An 18,500-nucleotide genomic window follows, 5' to 3' on the forward strand; every position below is an offset into this window, starting at 1 on the left:
GATTTATAAATGAAATTGTGCAAAATACCCCTCATTCTTAGAGGGGAAAGAAAATGGACAAATCTCTGCAGCAATTTTTACTGGTTGCACGCTGCCAAAGCATCAGCGCTGCGGCAAGAATGGCAGGGTTAAGCCAGCCAACAGTAACAAGCAATTTAAAGAAGCTGGAAGAGAATCTCGGCGTGACGCTGTTTGAACGTCATCCTAATGGCATGGTGTTGACCGAATACGGACGCATCCTCTATCGCCATAGCAACGCGATGCAGCATGAATACAACCAAATGATGCAAAGCATTGATGAACGGAAACAGTACCAAGTCGGAAAAATTAAAATGGGTACTGGCGATGCGTGGTGGCCGCTGTTCGTCAAACAAGCACTCAATGAACATCTGACCAAGCAGCCATCGGCATCTACGCACGTCGAATTTGGCAACCACTTAGGCTTGATGGATTCATTAATCAACGAACAGATTGAATTCTTCATCGGCCACGAGATTGTCGGCTTGTCGTCTAAATGCGATGTTACGTTTATTCCACTATTTCAAACGGTTGATGCCTATTTTGTTTCCCCAAGCCACCCACTTCTAGGGAAAACCGTCACCGAAGAGATGCTGCACGAATACCCCGCTCTTTCGGTCACTTATGACGCTAAGAAATTCGCTCACGTCATCGATAACCCAATCCCGAAACAAAATGAACGCGAAAGGCAGCAACTGGATGACAGACCGACTTACGAAGTGGATTCTCTGCTCGCCAGCATTGATGTACTGAAAGAAAGCGTCGCGGTGATGTCTTATACTCGCCATCTGCAACCGTATTTGGAATCCTTTGGCTTACAATGCTTAACCATGGAAAACGAACCAAACCCTGGCACCGTCGGGATTTATCGCCACCGCCGAGAAACCTCTGAATCGCATCTAGATCTGATTGCTGGCATCACTCAGCGCGCTAAATTGCTCAACTAGAAAGTCCAAAAACAGGCGAGCTCTTTTCGGTTGATATTGACGGCTTTGATAAATGACATGCAGATCCGCTTCAGCGCCTTGCGAAAAGGCGCTGAAGTTTTTCATATACCCATCCAAAACCGTTACTAAACGTTGTTGTTTGAGGTCTTGCTGAATATCTAAAATCGATTTCAACGCAATCCCCGCACCGTCCAACGCCCATTGTCGAATTACTTCACCATCATCAGAAAATCGCTTTGGCGTGACCGTGATCGTTTGGTGAGACTCTTCATCTTTAAAGTGCCACGTTTTTAATTCTTCATTGCTGCGCACCATCGCTAAGCAGCGATGATCCGCGAGATCTTGTGGGCAGTTTGGGATACCTTGCTTCGACAAATAATCAGGTGACGCGCACAGTACGCGTTGACTCGACGCCAGCTTGCGCGAAATGAGATTACTGTCCGCTAACTCGCCGTAGCGAATCACTAAATCGAGCCCCGATTCAGCCAAGTTCGATAAATTGTCATTAAGGTAAAGATAAGGCGTGACATCCGGATATTGCTCAGAAAAAGCCGACACCATCGGCGAAATAATTTGTTTGCCAATATCTCGTGGAGCTGAAATTTTCAACGTTCCGCGCACTTGCGAAATACCCGTTTGCAGTAAGTTTTCCGTCTCTTTCACGCTATCAATGATGTTCAGACAAGCTTGATGGTACATTGCCCCTGCGTCCGTGAGTGATACGTGGCGTGTGCTTCGGTTGAGCAGCTTTACGCCATAGCGTTCTTCTATCGCTTGCAGCCTTGCCGTTACCGTCGCCGGAGATAAACCTAACTCCCTTCCCGCCGCTGCCAGACCTTGATGTTTAACGATGCTGACAAACAACGTCATATCCGAAAACTTATCCATCTTCGCGCCCTTATTATTTGGAAAAACTGAATAATCAATTCAGATATTACCCAATTATCAAATTAAGTCGAATCCATATACTGACCCTATCGACATTGTTTAGACCCAGAACGTTATGTGACAGGGCAAAGTTAAACGCCGTAACGCTGTATTCGGCGTCACTGTGTTCAACGCACAACAACACGCCCTGCCCAGCCAAGAGATAGGAAACAAAAAATGAAACTGTACATTTATGAACATTGCCCCTTTAGCGCCCGCGTCCGTTTTGTTGCAGGCATGCTGAATATTCAGCTCGACGTCATCAACATTGCTTATGACGACGAGAGCACCACCACAAACATCATCGGCGCAAAACAAGTTCCTCTTTTGATCAAAGACGATGGCGAAGCGATGGCGGAAAGCTTAGACATCATCAACTACTTCCTTGAATTGGCATCTTCCAATGAAAGCAGCCAACCCTCAGCACCGGTTTTAGACTGGCAAAAACAGGCGTTTTTACCGCTACAAAAAGTCGGGTATCCGCGTTGGTCAAACATGACGTTACCGGAATTTGCAACAGAAACCGCTAAACAAGCATGGCGTGCAAAAAAAGAAACCGAAGCATTAAATTTTGAAGCCTTGATTAACGATACACCTGCGATTGCGAAAGAAGTCGCCGCTTTGATAGAACAAACCAAATCCTTGCTCAACCTAAGTTCAGAAAAGCAAACGTCACTGGTTGATCAGGCCATTATTTTCTCCATTCTACGCGGCTTTTTCAGTGCGCCCGAAGTGCAATGGGATCCAGCCGTACTTCACTGGATGGCAACCGCTCGTAAAGCGACCAACGTGCCAGTACTTATCTGAGGAGCGCAACATGAAACAAAGAACAAATAAGCTGTTTGAACCAGCTCAACTAAAAGCGTTGTCACTACAAAACCGTATTGTCATGGCACCAATGACCCGCGCACGCACCACTCAGCCGGGCAACATCCCGAATGAGATGATGGCAACGTATTATCAACAGCGCGCTTCTGCCGGGCTGATCATTTCCGAAGCCACACAAATTTCGGACGATTCTCAAGGCTACTCGTTCACCCCTGGCGTTTACACCGATGCGCAAGTGGCGGGCTGGCAGGGTGTGACCCAAGCGGTCAAATCACAAGGCGCAGCGATGTTTTGTCAGCTATGGCATGTGGGCAGAGTGTCTCACCCAACATTCCAAAATGGTGAACAGCCTATCGCGCCATCGGCGCTCGCTCCTGTAGAGACGCAAGTTTGGATTGCGGATGAACAAGGCAACGGCAATATGGTCGATTGTGTTGAGCCACGCGCCATGACACAAGCGGACATCAACCGAGTTGTCGGTGATTTCGCGAACGCAGCCAAACGCGCTATTGAATCGGGTTTTGATGGTGTAGAAATCCATGGCGGGAATGGGTATCTGATCGATCAGTTCTTAAGGACCAACTCAAATCATCGAACAGACAACTACGGTGGTTCACGAGAAAACCGTATCCGTTTTCTTATCGAAGTGGTGGATGCAGTTATCGCCGCTGTTGGTGCGCATCGAGTTGGAGTGAGATTGGCACCATTCATTACGTTTAAAGATATGGACTGCCCAGATATCGTGCCAACAATCTTAGAGGCATCAAAACAGCTACAGGAGCGCGACATTGCCTACTTGCACTTGTCCGAGGCCGATTGGGCCGATGCGCCAACGATTCCCGAGACGTTTCGAATCGAACTTAGAAAGCGCTTTCGCAACGCTATCATTGTCGCTGGTCGCTACGATCCTCAACGAGCAAACGAAGTGTTAGAGAAAGGCTACGCGGATCTTGTCGCATTCGGACGGCCATTCGTAGCAAACCCAGACTTAGTCTCTCGCTTGCAACATCACCATCCGTTGGCAGAACTCGATGGCTCAACGTTGTTCGGTGGAAACGAACGAGGCTACACCGATTACCCTGCTCTGCAACAGGAATACGCAGAACAGGCCGCACAAAAAAAAGCCCCAACCTAGCTGCTACGGTTGGGGCTGTCACCAAACTAGAATTGGTTTTAGCTAGCTTAATCTGGCTAAGAGTTAAATCACTTCTAACGCGCCGCTGCGCCAAGGTTCGATAACGACTTTGATGTGATCATTTGGCGTCATTAACTGTCTAAACGCGTCTTCCACACCATCGATTCCCACTTTGGCGGTAAGCATTTTCTGCCAAGGCAATTTGTGTTCGGCAATCGCTTGTAGGCATTGCTCAAACTCGTGCGGTTGATAGTAGTAAGAGAATCTCAAATCGAGCTCTTTTACCGTCGCGTACGCGTAGTTAATGGTCGCTGGAGCCGTATGAATGCCTGATACAACGATTCGAGATCGGGCAGGAGCACGGCGCATGAAGTCATCAATTAAAGTATGTTTGCCAACACACTCATAAATGACCAAACGTGAATTCATTGCGTACTGTGCCCCGACGGCGATCTCGTCTTCCTTGGTCGGGTTGATCAATCGATTTGCGCCAAACTCGCTGGCAAGTTGCAGCTTCTCTTTCTGAAGATCGACCGCAAGAATGTTACTCACGCCGCGTTGTTTGAGCGCTGCAATCACCGCCAGCCCTATAGGGCCGCAACCGACAACTAGTGCTGTTTCTTCTGTTTCGATATCACTGCGATTGACCGCGTGTAAACCGACTGCCAGTGGTTCGGTTAACGCCGCTGCCTCAGACGGTACTCCATCTGGCACAGGCAGTAGGAGCGCTTCATCAAGCAGGAAGTACTCAGAGTAAGCACCATAAGTACCCGGAGTGACGCCAACGCCCGCACCATTTTGACTGAGCAACAAAGGCACAGACGTGACTCGGCTACCGACAGGCAACGTTTGCTGCGTATCGGCACCGTATTCGACAATTTCCGCACAGAATTCATGTCCCAACATCACTTGAGCGTGCTCACCTACTTCATCAGGCATCAACCCGAGCTGGTAGAATACATCAAACACCTCATCCGCGTGTCGAGTAATGTGTAGGTCGGAGCCACAAATCCCACAGGCGAGACTACGAACCAAGACTTGTCCCGCTGCGGGTTTGGGGATTTCGACTTGCTTCAGGCGGACACTACCATCCTGCATTACGATACTGTTCATCTGTTGCATGGGGTTACTCCGCTAGCTCATCACTCAGGGCAGCAATCGCACCCGGTTTGATATAGCGCGCAGTGAAGCCTTGCGCTTTGGCAGCGGCAACCACCACTTGCTCAATCCAACCTGCATCCATGATGTTGATAAAGTTACCCTCTTCGTCAAAGTTAATGTTCGCACCTTGGATCACCATAAAGCCATCTGCACCACCGGAGTTTTCAGGGCAGTGGAAGGTATGAATCGAACCACCTGGCTCATATAAGTAGCTGCCTGCGGTTTGGAGTTGGTCTGGATACTCGATATAGTGCCAAGCGCCACTTAGGGTGTAGAAGTGCACCACACCAGTATGGAAGTGTTTAGGTAGGGTCACGCCCGGTTTAAATTTGGCGCGAATCACCCAAGTGCCGTTTTCTGGATCAAGAAACAGTGGGTAAACATCAACACCCGGTAGCGCGTCTTTAATGATCGACTCTTCATTAGTATTAAGAGTTAATAGGAAATCTTGATGCTGAATAACTTCTGGTAATGACATAACTTACATCCTCACTATTGCTGTAATATGGCGCGCTCGCCTATCCCATGAGTGGGTACTTAAAGTTCTCGAATCCATCGGAAGCACTGACAGTGCAACCATTGATGCAGTTAGCTTTTTCGCTGACCAAAAACGCCACCACGTTGGCGATCTCTTCGGGTTGAGTGAAAGTTTGGCGCATCTGTTCTTTGCGGATGTGGTTCCACAAGCCAATCTCTTCGTATTGCCTTAACATCGGAGTATCAACGCGTCCCGGAGCGACGGCACACACACGAATATCCAGAGGCGCTAACTCTAAAGCGGCGCATTTGGTCATCATATCGACTGCGGCTTTGCTGACGTTGTAGGTAAACGTCATCTCGGAGGCCATTTGGGCGTAAACGGAAGAGGTATTGAGGATCACGCCCGGTGTCCCTTGCGCTTGGAATTGTCGTGCAGCGGCGAGAATTCCATAGTAAACGCCGTTTTGGTTGACTTTAGAGATAGGCTCAAAGTCGGCAATAGGATCATGTTCAAGCAGAGGTTTCGGTGCGCCGATACCTGCATTGTTGACCATGATGTCAAGTGAGCCAAATTGTTCGACCGCGTACTTCACCATGGCTTCGACTTGTTGGTAATCGGTGACGTCCGCAACAAAGGTTTCCAACTGCTTAGAGCCAAAACTTGCGTACATTTGCAGTGATTGCTCTGAAATATCGACAGCAAGCACTTTGGCTCCTTGCTCTCTTAGCTTTGCAATAATAGCTTGCCCAATTCCACCCGCAGCGCCAGTCACGATGGCAGTTTTATTGATAAGTTCCATACAGCTTCTCATCCATGCGTTGTTGTTATCGAAATGTAACTTAGATCAACTCACTGGCACTCACTTGACCTTTTACGAAGTAAATTTGATATATTGCGATTTACAACCTGTTAACATTTTAAAATCGAGACATGTATATCGTACGAAGTGGCGCTGCCGATAAATTTGATAGCTTGGTTTCAGAATTAGGTCAGAATCCGCAAGAGATAATGGCCGCTGTTGGCCTGTCTGCCGCGCAGTTTCGCGATCCCGATACCTATCTCGCCTACCCTAGGTTGGCTGAATTACTGGAAGAAGCGGCTGCTCGTTGTAAGCAACCGTTGTTTGGTGCGTTACTCGCCGAGCGCCAAAACCTGCAAAGTTTAGGCGATTTGCCGATGCTGGTTTCTCGTGCTGAAACGGTCGGTGATGCATTGGCGCGGGTGAATGATTATCTCTATCTGCATTCGTCAGGCGTTACTCTCAACATGACGCCACAAGATGATTGGGTACGATTGTCGCTCAATATTGATGTGAATAGTGACCGCGGTATTGCGCAGTTGATGCAGCTCAGTGTGTCACACTTAGCCATGTTTATCGCCAGTTTGCTCGATATTGAAGCAAGCCACTTCGCGCTACATTTGACTCAACACGCAACATTGGAAGTAGAGCAAAGCAAGTTTGCCCAACAGAACAAACTGCGTTTTGGTGATAAGTTTGACGGTGTATTGCTCAAAGCCAACCTGCTCAACGCTAAGAATCACCAAGACGAAGACGCACTGGATCGCCACTTTCAACAGCACCTCAAGTATTTGCAAACCCGCTATCCTAACAATCTCAGTGACCAAGCGGCCAATATGATTGGTCGTTTGCTATCGACGGGAGAATGCAGCGTTGAGCGCGTCGCCAGAGCATTAGACCTGCATCCGAGAATGCTACAAAACAAGTTGAAACAGCAGGAAACAAGTTATCGACAGTTGTTACAACAAGTACGACAGGATTTTGCCGAGCAGCGTTTAAGTGAAAATATTCAGAGTATTACCGATATCGCATTGCAACTGGGCTATGCAGAACCCGCGGTATTCAGCCGCCACTTTCGCAGTTGGACGGGGAAGTCTCCCAGCCAATGGAGGCTGGAGAAAAGAATAAGTTGAACCAGTTTGAGAGCAAAGATTAAAAAGCCGCTGATATTCAGCGGCTTTGAGCGTTTAGTCGATACTATCGAAACGCTAAATCACGTAAGAAAAGTGAAATCGAAGGGAAGAAAATCAACATCACAGAGACCAACAGCAAGATGAACACAAACGGTGGTGTGCCGCGAATCACTTCTACATAAGGGCGTTTAAACACGGCAATTGCGGTAAAGATGTCGCAGCCAAATGGTGGTGTTGCAGAACCTATCGCAGCTTGCAAGGTCACGATGGTGCCGACCAGTACTGGGTCAATGCCAGAGGACTTAATCACAGGTGCAAAGATAGGGATCAAAATCAGCATCACTACGATTGGATCAACGAACATACAACCAATAAAGAACGCAATTGAGATAACGACCAGTAACTCGGTCTGCGAAAGATCATTAATCCCGATCATACCCAACAATTCTTGCGGGATCTGGGCAAATGAAATTACCCAAGAAAAAGCAGCCCCTGCTGCGACTAAGATAAATACCACCGCGGTAACCATGCCCGTAGAAAGCGCGATTTCGCCAAGCTCCTTCCATTTCACTTTACGGAAGATAACCATTTCTAATAACACAGCGTACAACACCGAAACCGACGCCGCTTCGGTAGGGCTAAATACCCCAGCATAAATACCGCCAACAGTAATGATCGGAAAACCAAATGGTAAAACCGCTTTGCGTATTGTGGTCCAACGTTCTTTCCAGCTGGCTCGCGGGGCATTTTCTACAGAGCTTTTGCCTGCATAAAAATAACAGTAGGCAGAAAACATCAATAAAATCACGATCGCCGGTCCAATACCAGCAATAAACAGCTCCGCAACCGATGTTCCAGACACCACACCATAGATGATCATACCGATACTCGGTGGAATAAGGAGCGCTAAGTCAGAGGCGTTAATAATCAAAGCCAAAGCAAAACTGTCTTTGTAACCATACTCCAACATTTTCGGTCGCATAATAGAGCCAACAGAAACAACGGTGGCTTGTGTAGACCCCGATACCGCACCAAACATCGCACAGCTAAGCGATGAGGTGATCGCCAGACCGCCACGAACGTGCCCTACAAACGCCATTGCGACATCTAGCAAACGCGTTGCTGCCACGCCTCGGGTTATAATTTCTGCCGCGAGAATAAACATAGGCACAGCGATCAACGCAGCGGGTTTGATGCCAGCAAGCATTTGCTGGATCATAAAATCTGGCCCCAAGCCAAGAAAAACAATAAATCCCAACATGGTCGCCGCTAATAGCGGTACCAACATCGGAAAGCCAAAAGCCAACAACGTGATCATCGTTGCAACAAGAGCGGTCGTCATAGCGCTTTCTCCTGCTTAGTGGCAGAGCCGATGCCATCTGGTCGAGATGAGCGTGAACGCTTTGTCAGCGTTATAAAACGTTTGATATGGCGACCACCCACACGCGCGAACTGAACCGTGCTAAAGAAAAGGCCAACCGGTGCGATTAAGTACACCCAACTCAAAGGTACTTGCATTGCAGGAGAAAGACGCCCCATTTGGCTCACCTTGCCAATGTATTGCCACGAATACCAAGTTAGCACCGCCACCAATGCGGCGGTGAGTAAATAAATAATGCCGTTTGCTAAAGTTTGTATACGCTTTGGAAGCATATCGGTAAATGCCGTCATACGGATATGGCGAGATTGGCGGGCAGCATAACTGCAACCAATAAACGTGACGGCAATAATGAGGAAATAATTGAGTTCTTCTGAAAAGTAGATGCTTTGGCTAAAGAGGTAGCGCCCTAACACGTTAGCAATTGAGTTCAACGCAATAAGAAGCACCGAGCCAATGAGCAGTGCCGCCTCCGCTTTCTGTATATATTTATCTAGCCACTGAAAAATCCCTTTCATCCGCGCTGCTCCTGATCAACAAAAATGTTAATGAAACGTTATCTTTTTCATGACAATCAAGTCAATCAGGTGAATAAGAAAGATTTTCTGAACTTGGCGCTTTCGCAGAAAAAATTGGTCAGAGCATACTGCTCAGACCAAAAAGTGAGAGGTTGGAGGGTTTGTATCGAGAATTTCTGCAATCACAGATAACCCATGCTTAATGTAGCCTCGATTAGTCTCTGCTCCCAAACTGATTCGCACGTAAGGCATTGGCTGATTAGTATCGAGAACAAAAGGTTTATACCCCGTGATCTGCACCCCAGAACGCTTAGCCGAAGCGACCAGATCATCACTGCTCCACTGCTCGGGTAACCTCAACCAAATGTGCTGACCATTCGGGTGTGAGCTATAAACATGCCCTTCTAAGGTGGCTTTTGCTATTCGCTGGCGCTTGGCAAATTCATTGACTTGAAATCGAACAAGTCGATTTAATGTACCGTTTTCGATCCAAAAATGAGCGACTTCAAACGGTAACGGGGTCGCAGACCAACTCGTCGCAGCTAAACGGCCAATCGCATGCTGCAAAAAATGACGTGGGACCGTTAAATAGCCCGTACGCATACCTGGCGCTACGACTTTGGTTAAACTGGTGACATAAAAAGCCTGCTCGGGTAACAGTGCGGCGAGAGGTGGTACACGATTGGGCTCTAGTGCCCCATACACGTCATCTTCAATCACGTAGATCTCATACTGCTTCGCAATATTTGCTATCGCCTCTCGGCGCGAAATGTCCATATGCGCACTATTCGGATTGGCCATGCTCGGTGTGCAACACAGCGCCTTGATTGGTTTGTGTTTACATGCCCATTCAAATGCATCCGGCGTGATACCAAACTCATCCATCTCAAGCGGCTGTAACTTAAATCCAAGCATTCTCGAGCGAGAGATCAAGCCATGATCGACTAAGTGGCCACAAGCGACTAAATCACCGTGTTCAACAACGGTGCTTAAAGCCAAGGTCAAGCCATGGCATGCACCGTTTGTGAGTAATATTTGATCGGTACCAACGTCTAACCCTTGGCTACTGAGAAATCTCGCTCCGGACTCAATATGATGAGGCTGACCTGTTACTGGCTTTGCTTTACTGATCAAACTGCGATTGTTTGTTTGCCCAGCAATTTCCATTAACGCCTGATTAAAAAGCGTAATGTGGCGATCGGTTACTACCGGATGAGCGATCGACATATCAATTTCATCCGGCGTTTCTTTCATCTCTTGCGTCAGCATGAACTCCGTGTCCGTGCTTTCATCCACAAAACCTGATTTTACAAACGTACCGTTTCCCACCCAAGACTCGAGCGCACCTTTTTTCTCTGCATAACCATATGCATGACTGACGGTTTGTACGCTCACGCCAATTTGCTCCGCAAACTCACGATGTGTGGGTAGTCGAGTACCGGGTTTTAGGTAACCACTGCGGACACATTCGACAAGATAATTGCCAATGGAGATGTACTTAGCGGTGCCTGGGCGAATGATCGGGTTCAAAGAAATTGTCATGACACAATATTTTAATTGATTCATTTTTAATGCTCATTGTAACTTCAATTTAACAAATGGCGAGTTTTTAGCCATCAAATGCGGTGTAATGCACAAAAATGAGCCACAATTGTAATGATTGACATGAGAAATATAGATTCAACAAACATGTTAAATGGCATCGTTTAATCCAAACCCAGCCGCAGTGGTGAGTTGCAATAGTTTTTAAACGCAGGTCTGGCTGACCTGGTGGAAGGTAGAAATACCTCAACGTCTCCGAAGGCCCATAAGGCGTCGGATTTTTAACAAGGAGAAAATATGAGAGGCGTTGCTTTGCATTTTACACTGGATGAATTCCAGGACCGATTAACAAAAGTTCGGCAGTCGATGGAAGAACGAGAGTTGGATGTCCTTATCATTCACGATCCTTCTAACATGGCATGGCTGACAGGTTATGACGGTTGGTCTTTTTATGTCCCACAATGTGTCGTTGTAGGATCATCTGGCGAGCCTGTTTGGTTTGGGCGCTGCCAAGATGCCAATGGGGCATACAGAACTGCATATATGTCGGCAGAAAATATCACCTACTACCCAGACCACTATGTAATGAACCCACCATTGCACCCAATGGATTTTCTGGTAGAAGCGGTACTCGCCCCGCGTCTTTGGGATCGCGGCCGTATCGGTGTGGAAAAAGATAACTATTACTTTAGTGCCACCGCTTACGAGTCACTCACCACGCACTTACCGAATGCTCAACTTCTCGATGCAACCGGGCTAGTCAATTGGTGTCGCGCCGTTAAATCTGATCAAGAACTGGCTTATATGTACCGCGCAGCTCGCATTGTTGAAAATATGCATCGCGTCGCGTTCGATATGATCGAGCCAGGATTGCCTAAACATCACCTTGTCGCCGAGATTAACCGCCAAGCAGTACTTGGGCATGAAGATCACTTTGGCGATTACACCGCGATCGTACCGCTTTTGCCATCTGGTTCTGATGCTTCTGCACCTCACTTAACGTGGGACGATAGACCTTTCAAAAAAGGCGAAGGTACTTTTTTCGAAATCGCTGGGGCGCATCGCCGTTACCATTGCCCACTCTCTCGCACTATTTTTCTTGGAGAACCGGACGACAAATTCAAACGTGCAGATGAAGCATTAACTTTAGGTCTCGAAGCAGGATTAGAAGTGGCAAGACCAGGCAATACCTGCGCCGACATCGCCAATGCATTGAACCAAGTCCTCGATAAAGCAGGATTCTCACGTGAAGGCGCCCGATGTGGTTACCCAATTGGTCTGAGCTACCCTCCTGACTGGGGCGAACGAACCATGAGCTTGCGAGACACCGATAAAACCGTATTAAAAGAAGGCATGACATTCCACTTTATGCCGGGGCTATGGTTTGAAGATTGGGGGTTAGAAACCACCGAAAGCATTGTGATCACCCGTGATGGTGCAAAAACACTGTGTGATTTCCCACGCCACTTATTTGTTAAACACTAACTTTTCAAACCGTAAGTTCTGTTGAACTAGGCTTAAGAACAAAAAGGACTCGATATGCAAAAGAGCTCGATCACAGCCACCGTAGACTTTGACCGAGAAGGCGTGCAGCACGGCTTTTTAGCGCTGCCCTATTCCCATGATGACTCCGCTTGGGGAAGCATCATGATACCTATCACCGTGATAAAAAATGGTCACGGGCCAACGGCGCTGCTTACTGGCGGTAATCACGGTGATGAATACGAAGGCATCACCAGCCTGCTAAAATTGGCAAACTCGCTGCAAGCAGAGCAAATACAAGGTCGCGTCATTATTGTGCCAATGATGAACTTACCTGCGGTACAAAATGCCTCGCGCACATCGTCTATCGATAAAGGGAATTTAAATCGCAGCTTTCCCGGAAACCCTGTAGGCTCAGTGACCGAAAAAATCGCGGATTACTTTACTCGTTACTTAGTACCCATGTGCGACTTTGCGTTAGACATTCATTCAGGTGGTAAAACGTTAGACATCGTGCCTTTCGCCGCCGCCCATCGTCTCGACAACCTCGATCAAGAAGAAGCATGCATCTTAGGTGCAAAACTGTTTGGCGCACCTTACACCATGATCTTGCTCGAAATGGACGCCACTAGCCTGTACGACACCGCAGTGGAATCTCAAGGCAAAACCTTCGTCACCACAGAGCTCAGAGGTGGCGGAACCAGCACTCCAGAAACCATCGCTTATGCCGACCGTGGTATTCGTAACTTCTTGCGTTTTTCAGGCAACTTATCAGGTGATTACGAAAAACCCACCCTGCCAACCAGGTTGCTTGATATGCCCGATGCAAGTTGCTACGTGCAAAGCCAGCACAACGGTATCACCGAATACTTATTTGAGCTTGGCGATACCATCAAACAAGACGATGTACTGGCAAGAATCTATTCAACCGAGCGTACAGGGAGCGACCCAATCGAATACAAAGCGCAGCGCAGTGGGATTTTTGCTGCACGTCGTTTCCCAGCCATGGTCAACATTGGTGACACTGTCGCCGTAATTGCCGAAGACTGTGGCGAATTAAACTAACTCTTATTAGGGCGTATTGACCTTTCGCGGTTAAATTTTGTTCGAGGTAAAATCGTTTTAGGCGCGGCGAAGACTATGCAGCCTAGTCATTCTAAGCAAATGGTCTTCAACAAAGCATAAAACGATTTTTGCGGGGGCGCCTAGCTCGAACCCTTCGGGCAGCCTTTGTGGTTCATTTCTACTGCGTTATCGGCTTTTTATGTAGGCCACCCACAAAGCGCTGCAAAAATCAGCTCGAAAGGTCAACACGCCCTAAACACGACACAACATCGGGTCTGGTGTATCACCTGCCGTTGGTGAATTGACTCACAAACTGATTAAGGAAGAAATGGATGAATCCGATGAAACACAGCTACCTAACGAGTGCCGTACTGATCGCAGCCAGCTTTGCCACCAGCAATGTTTATGCAGAAACGTGGAAATTCGCTCTAGAAGAAGTCAAAGGCTCGGTGCAAGATGCTTATGCGCAAGAGTTTAAAAAGCGCATCGAAAATGCAACCGATGGCGACGTCACAGTGGAAGTCTATCCATACGGCACATTAGGTCAGTCAGAAGATCTTACCGAGCTTACTGCGAACGGTATTATCCAATTTACCAACGCATCGCCAGGTATTTTTGGTTCATTCGTGCCCGAAATGCAGGTTTTCTCCATCCCTTACCTTTTGTCGCAAGACAATGATGTGAATAAAAAAGTGCTGAGTTCAAGCCCTACTATCTATGACACACTCGGCGGAAAGCTAGAACAGAAAAACCTCAAACTTCTCACTATGTATCCAGAAGGTGAAATGGTGTGGACGACCAACCGTGAGATTCGTTCTCCAAAAGATTTTGATAACTTCAAAATGCGCGTGATGGCATCGCCAATGCTGGTTGAGGCTTATAAATCGTTTGGAGCCGACCCTACGCCTTTACCCTACTCAGAAGTCTATGGTGCTCTGCAACTTAAAATGATCGATGGTCAAGTAAACCCCGTTTTTGCTATCGAAGAAATGAAGTTCTACGAAGTGAACGACTACATGATCTGGGCAGGACAACAACAATTTACTACTACTGTCATTACCAATAACAGCTGGTTCGAAACCCTCCCACAAGCCCGCCAAGATCAGGTCAATAAAGTCATCGCTGGTATGACTGACTTTATATTTGAAAAACAAGATGAGTTTAACCAAAAACGTCTTGATCAAATTAAGCAAGCAAAACCAGATATGCAGATGATCAAACTCGACAGTGACGAACGTGCAGCATTTAAACAAGCCTCTATGCCAATGCGGGACAAATACATCGAGCTTACAGGCGACAGCGGTAAAGCGGTGCTGAGCTCACTGGAGCAAGAGTTCAATCAATAACAGAATCAATAACAGAATCAATAACAGAAAAAGGAGTGGCCTTCGGGCCACCTTATAGCGGTTGACCAGTCATCAACTATTCTGAACTGATTGGTATTTTACAGGGAGACCAATTATGCGCCTCGATCGCTACGACGTAAAAATTCTACAAATACTTCATGACAATGGCCGTATTACCAAATCTCACCTTGCCGAGGCCATTAACCTATCCGTGAGCCCTTGCTGGGAGCGTGTCAAAAAACTGGAAGAAGCAGGCATCATTGAAGGCTACGGGGCAAAAGTAAATACCGATGTTTTGTTCAAACGAACGTCGGTCATGGTTGAAGTTACGCTCAAAGAGCACAGCGCCCAAGCGTTCAAACGTTTCGAGCAACTGGTTCAACACTCACCAGAAGTCACTGATTGTTATGCCACAGGCGGCGGTGTCGATTACATCCTCAAAATTCAGTCGGAAGATATTGATCAATATCAGCGGCTTATCGACAACTGGTTAGAGTCAGAAGTGGGCATTGAGCGCTACTTTACTTACATCGTGACGAAAACAATCAAACGTGATGCAGGCACATTAGAAGTGAACCAAAACGCCTTGTTCTAAAAGGGAAAACACGCTTAAAAGACGACCAGAAAAATCACCATATCTGATGGTGTGGAAAAGAAAGTTTTGATGGTTTAAACCTCGGCATCAGAAATTATTTCGGTCACTTCTCCATTACAGTTTAACTATGGACAACGACGCTGGGAGAAGGACTCATGACAGCACTGCACAGCTTACATGCTGAGGAATTAAAAGCCTCGCACGACATGATGGCGATAATGAAAGACGTACGTTTGGTGAGAGGTTTAGCGTACGTAAATGGCAAATGGGTAAGTGGTGACCAATTTCATCCGGTGGATAATCCAGCGGATGGTACGGTCATCGGCTACATTACCAAGCTATCTCAGCAACAACTCTATCAAGCGATTGATGAGGCCGACCAAGCCTTTCGTCAATGGCGAAAAATGCAAGCAGAAGAACGCGCTGAAATTCTCATGCGTTGGCACGATTTGATTTTAGAATCAAAACAAGATCTTGCTCGTTTGATGGTTACGGAGCAAGGCAAAACATTAGGTGATGCTTTGGGTGAAATCGACTACGGCGCATCCTTTGTTCGTTGGTTTGCAGAGGAAGCACGCCGCAGCTATGGCGAAACCATCCCAAGTCATATTCCGAATGCGCAGCTATCGACGGTACGCGAGCCGATTGGTGTCGCAGCACTGATTACACCATGGAATTTTCCTAATGCAATGGTCACCCGTAAAGCCGCCGCAGCATTAGCGATAGGCTGTCCGGTGCTCATCAAACCTGCCAGCGAAACGCCTTTTTCCGCATTGGCCTTGGCAGAATTAGCAGACCGAGCTGGCTTTCCACCTGGTGTATTTAACGTGATCACTGGCGATGCGGTGATGGTGTCACAAACCCTGTGTCACTCCGATAAAGTCAAAGCGCTCTCATTCACAGGTTCAACTCGAGTGGGTAAGTTGCTGCTGCGCGACGCGGCACAAACCGTGAAGAAATGCAGTATGGAGCTCGGTGGTAATGCCCCTTTCATCGTGCTGCCAGATATGGATGTCGAGCAAGCAGCCAAAGCCGCCGTGGATGCCAAGTTTCAAACTGCAGGACAAGACTGCTTGGCCGCAAACCGTATTTTCGTCCCTGACGATAAGTACGAAGCGTTTTTGGAAGCGTTTGCCAAAGAAATGAACCACATTGTTTTGGGCAATGGTTTAGATGAAAAAACCACCATGGGGCCGCTGATCAATCGCGCTGCGGTGGATAAAGCGCATGATTTGGTGCGTGACGCACTCGACAAAGGCGCGCGATTGGTAGCGGGATACCACCAGCCCGTACCAGGCGAAAACTTCTTCGCGCCGACATTGCTGGCCGATGTCACCCCTGATATGGCGGTGTATCGCGAAGAGAATTTTTGTCCTGTGGCAGGCGTATTGCCTTACCAAGACTTAGATACCGTGATTGAAATGAGCAACGACACTGAGTACGGCTTAGCTGCCTATGTTTATGGCCACGATATTCACCAAATTTGGCGCTGCATGCGTGGTTTGGAATTTGGCATGGTGAGCGTGAACTCCGTCAAGATGACTGGACACCCTATCCCATTCGGCGGTGTGAAACAGTCTGGACTTGGACGAGAAGGCAGTCGCCACGGCTTTGAAGAATACAGTGAAATCAAATACTGCTGCTTAGGCGCTTTACCAACCGTCAGTGGCAGTTAAGGCACGAAATATGGATATCCAATTATTCGAGGAGAAGGATCATGAGCAACAAAACCCAACAACTTTTAGAGATCGACCGTCAGAGAGTATTTCATGCCTCAACCCACCTGAAGCAGTATGCGGCTGGGGAGCTTTCGGGAAGAATTATCTCGAGCGGAAGCGGAATACGCATCACCGATTCAGAAGGCATCGAGCTGATAGACGGCTTTGCCGGGTTATATTGTGTGAACATTGGCTATGGCAGGACTGAAATGGCCGATGCTATTTATGAACAAGCCAAAGAGCTGGCGTACTACCACACTTACGTCGGTCATACCAACGAAGCACTAGTGACACTGTCAGATCGCATCATCAAAATGGCGCCTGAAGGCATGAGTAAAGTCTACTACGGCATGTCAGGCAGTGATGCGAACGAAACTCAACTTAAGTTGGTGTGGTATTACAACAATGCTCGTGGTCTACCAGAGAAGAAAAAAATTATCTCCCGTGATCGCGGCTACCATGGTTCAAGTATCGCTTCGGGTTCAATGACAGGGTTGCCTCTGTTCCACGCACATTTTGATTTACCGCTTGAGCGCATCAAGCACACCATGGCGCCGTATTACTATCGCCGTGAAGACGAGAGCATGTCTGAGCTTGAATTCTCTCAATATTGTGCGGATCAACTCGAAGCGATGATCTTGGAAGAAGGCCCTGAAACGGTGGCAGCGATGATTGCAGAACCAGTGCTCGGTACTGGTGGTATTGTGCCACCACCAGAAGGATACTGGCAGGCGATTCGCAAAGTACTCGACAAATACGATGTACTCTTGATTGCGGATGAAGTGGTCTGTGGCTTTGGCCGCCTCGGCTCCGATTTTGGCTCACTGCACTACGACATGAAACCGGATCTCATCACGGTAGCGAAAGGGTTAACCTCAGCGTATCAACCGCTGTCTGGCGTGATCGTCGGTGAACGAGTTTGGAGTGTGCTAGAAAACGGCACCGACCAATGGGGCGCTATCGGACATGGTTATACCTACTCCGGTCACCCAATGGGAGCGGCAGCCGCGAACTGTAACCTCGATATCATTGAACGTGAAGGCTTGGTGCAAAACGCAGCCGAAGTCGGCGCTTACTTGCAGCAACGCATGGCGGAGACGTTTAACGATCATCCATTGGTCGGTGATACTCGTGGCGTTGGCTTGTTGCATGCGTTGGAGTTTTCTTCAGACAAACTCCGCCGAGCACACTTTGATCCAAACTTGAAAGTGGGTCCGCAAATCGCGGCAGCCTGTTTAGAGCAAGGCTTAATCGCTCGCGCCATGCCACATGGTGACATCCTCGGCTTTGCTCCACCGCTTATCGCGAATCGTAATGACATCGACACTATTGTCGACAAAGCGCACCAAGCGGTCAATAAAGTGATGGATAACCTCGTCACGTCTAAACAGTGGCAGCCAAAATAGCCGCGAATTAACCAACTCACA

General features: G+C 47.8%; 17 protein-coding genes. 10 read left to right on the top strand and 7 right to left on the bottom strand.

Features of this window, described 5'->3' with window-relative positions:
- Window positions 1-53: 53 nt before the first annotated feature.
- Window positions 54-965, top strand: a complete 912-nt coding sequence (locus tag OO778_RS19045; RefSeq protein WP_182018757.1) for a LysR family transcriptional regulator — start codon at window positions 54-56, stop codon at window positions 963-965.
- Here the strand turns inward: OO778_RS19045 and OO778_RS19050 are convergent.
- On the bottom strand, window positions 918-1,853 hold the full coding sequence (locus tag OO778_RS19050) for a LysR family transcriptional regulator (RefSeq protein WP_182018758.1): 936 nt from the start codon (window positions 1,851-1,853) through the stop codon (window positions 918-920). The two genes, OO778_RS19045 and OO778_RS19050, sit on opposite strands and share 48 nt — an antisense overlap.
- Window positions 1,854-2,069: 216 nt before the next feature.
- Between OO778_RS19050 and grxB the strand changes: the two genes are divergently transcribed.
- Window positions 2,070-2,699: a glutaredoxin 2 gene (gene grxB, locus OO778_RS19055; RefSeq protein ID WP_100088690.1), complete on the top strand. Its 630-nt coding sequence runs from the start codon at window positions 2,070-2,072 to the stop codon at window positions 2,697-2,699.
- Window positions 2,700-2,709: 10 nt separating this feature from the next.
- Complete coding sequence (locus OO778_RS19060; RefSeq protein ID WP_264912479.1) at window positions 2,710-3,855, top strand: alkene reductase; 1,146 nt, start codon at window positions 2,710-2,712, stop codon at window positions 3,853-3,855.
- A gap of 63 nt (window positions 3,856-3,918) precedes the next feature.
- On the opposite strand, the gene OO778_RS19065 is transcribed toward OO778_RS19060, so the two are convergent.
- The 3 genes from OO778_RS19065 to OO778_RS19075 are packed head-to-tail and all read right to left on the bottom strand — an operon-like array spanning window position 3,919 to window position 6,296.
- A complete protein-coding gene (locus tag OO778_RS19065; protein ID WP_258674506.1) occupies window positions 3,919-4,977 on the bottom strand; it encodes a zinc-binding dehydrogenase in 1,059 nt (352 codons plus the stop codon).
- A 4-nt stretch (window positions 4,978-4,981) separates the two neighbouring features.
- Window positions 4,982-5,494, bottom strand: coding sequence for a 2,4'-dihydroxyacetophenone dioxygenase family protein (locus OO778_RS19070; RefSeq protein ID WP_258674508.1), 513 nt, complete (start codon window positions 5,492-5,494; stop codon window positions 4,982-4,984).
- A gap of 40 nt (window positions 5,495-5,534) precedes the next feature.
- Window positions 5,535-6,296 carry an SDR family oxidoreductase gene (locus OO778_RS19075; RefSeq protein ID WP_264912482.1) on the bottom strand — a complete coding sequence of 254 codons (762 nt, stop codon included), beginning with the start codon at window positions 6,294-6,296 and terminating at the stop codon, window positions 5,535-5,537.
- A 131-nt stretch (window positions 6,297-6,427) separates the two neighbouring features.
- On the opposite strand from OO778_RS19075, the gene OO778_RS19080 reads away from it, so the two are divergent.
- Window positions 6,428-7,429 carry an AraC family transcriptional regulator gene (locus OO778_RS19080; protein ID WP_258644535.1) on the top strand — a complete coding sequence of 334 codons (1,002 nt, stop codon included), beginning with the start codon at window positions 6,428-6,430 and terminating at the stop codon, window positions 7,427-7,429.
- Window positions 7,430-7,493: 64 nt separating this feature from the next.
- Here the strand turns inward: OO778_RS19080 and OO778_RS19085 are convergent, their stop codons facing one another.
- The 3 genes from OO778_RS19085 to OO778_RS19095 form a co-directional block, all read right to left on the bottom strand.
- Window positions 7,494-8,771: a TRAP transporter large permease gene (locus OO778_RS19085; RefSeq protein WP_005392736.1), complete on the bottom strand. Its 1,278-nt coding sequence runs from the start codon at window positions 8,769-8,771 to the stop codon at window positions 7,494-7,496.
- Window positions 8,768-9,325: a TRAP transporter small permease gene (locus OO778_RS19090; protein ID WP_145472721.1), complete on the bottom strand. Its 558-nt coding sequence runs from the start codon at window positions 9,323-9,325 to the stop codon at window positions 8,768-8,770. The genes OO778_RS19085 and OO778_RS19090 overlap by 4 nt, the downstream gene beginning before the upstream one ends.
- A gap of 132 nt (window positions 9,326-9,457) precedes the next feature.
- Window positions 9,458-10,891: a PLP-dependent aminotransferase family protein gene (locus OO778_RS19095; RefSeq protein ID WP_258674514.1), complete on the bottom strand. Its 1,434-nt coding sequence runs from the start codon at window positions 10,889-10,891 to the stop codon at window positions 9,458-9,460.
- Between the two features lie 273 nt (window positions 10,892-11,164).
- On the opposite strand from OO778_RS19095, the gene doeA reads away from it, so the two are divergent.
- From doeA to OO778_RS19125, 6 genes are all read left to right on the top strand, one after another.
- The gene (gene doeA / locus OO778_RS19100; RefSeq protein WP_005392731.1) at window positions 11,165-12,352 is read left to right on the top strand and encodes an ectoine hydrolase DoeA; all 1,188 of its coding nucleotides are present in this window, start codon (window positions 11,165-11,167) and stop codon (window positions 12,350-12,352) included.
- Between the two features lie 54 nt (window positions 12,353-12,406).
- Window positions 12,407-13,414, top strand: coding sequence for a N(2)-acetyl-L-2,4-diaminobutanoate deacetylase DoeB (doeB, locus tag OO778_RS19105; RefSeq protein ID WP_139059274.1), 1,008 nt, complete (start codon window positions 12,407-12,409; stop codon window positions 13,412-13,414).
- A 332-nt stretch (window positions 13,415-13,746) separates the two neighbouring features.
- On the top strand, window positions 13,747-14,760 hold the full coding sequence (gene dctP / locus OO778_RS19110) for a TRAP transporter substrate-binding protein DctP (RefSeq protein WP_005392727.1): 1,014 nt from the start codon (window positions 13,747-13,749) through the stop codon (window positions 14,758-14,760).
- A gap of 115 nt (window positions 14,761-14,875) precedes the next feature.
- A complete protein-coding gene (locus OO778_RS19115; RefSeq protein ID WP_006741393.1) occupies window positions 14,876-15,355 on the top strand; it encodes an Lrp/AsnC family transcriptional regulator in 480 nt (159 codons plus the stop codon).
- A gap of 155 nt (window positions 15,356-15,510) precedes the next feature.
- On the top strand, window positions 15,511-17,031 hold the full coding sequence (locus OO778_RS19120) for an NAD-dependent succinate-semialdehyde dehydrogenase (RefSeq protein ID WP_258674518.1): 1,521 nt from the start codon (window positions 15,511-15,513) through the stop codon (window positions 17,029-17,031).
- A 41-nt stretch (window positions 17,032-17,072) separates the two neighbouring features.
- A complete protein-coding gene (locus OO778_RS19125) occupies window positions 17,073-18,479 on the top strand; it encodes an aspartate aminotransferase family protein (RefSeq protein WP_053808062.1) in 1,407 nt (468 codons plus the stop codon).
- Window positions 18,480-18,500: the final 21 nt, after the last annotated feature.

This window comes from Vibrio sp. STUT-A16 (assembly GCF_026000495.1).
GTDB classification, from domain to species: domain Bacteria; phylum Pseudomonadota; class Gammaproteobacteria; order Enterobacterales; family Vibrionaceae; genus Vibrio; species Vibrio diabolicus.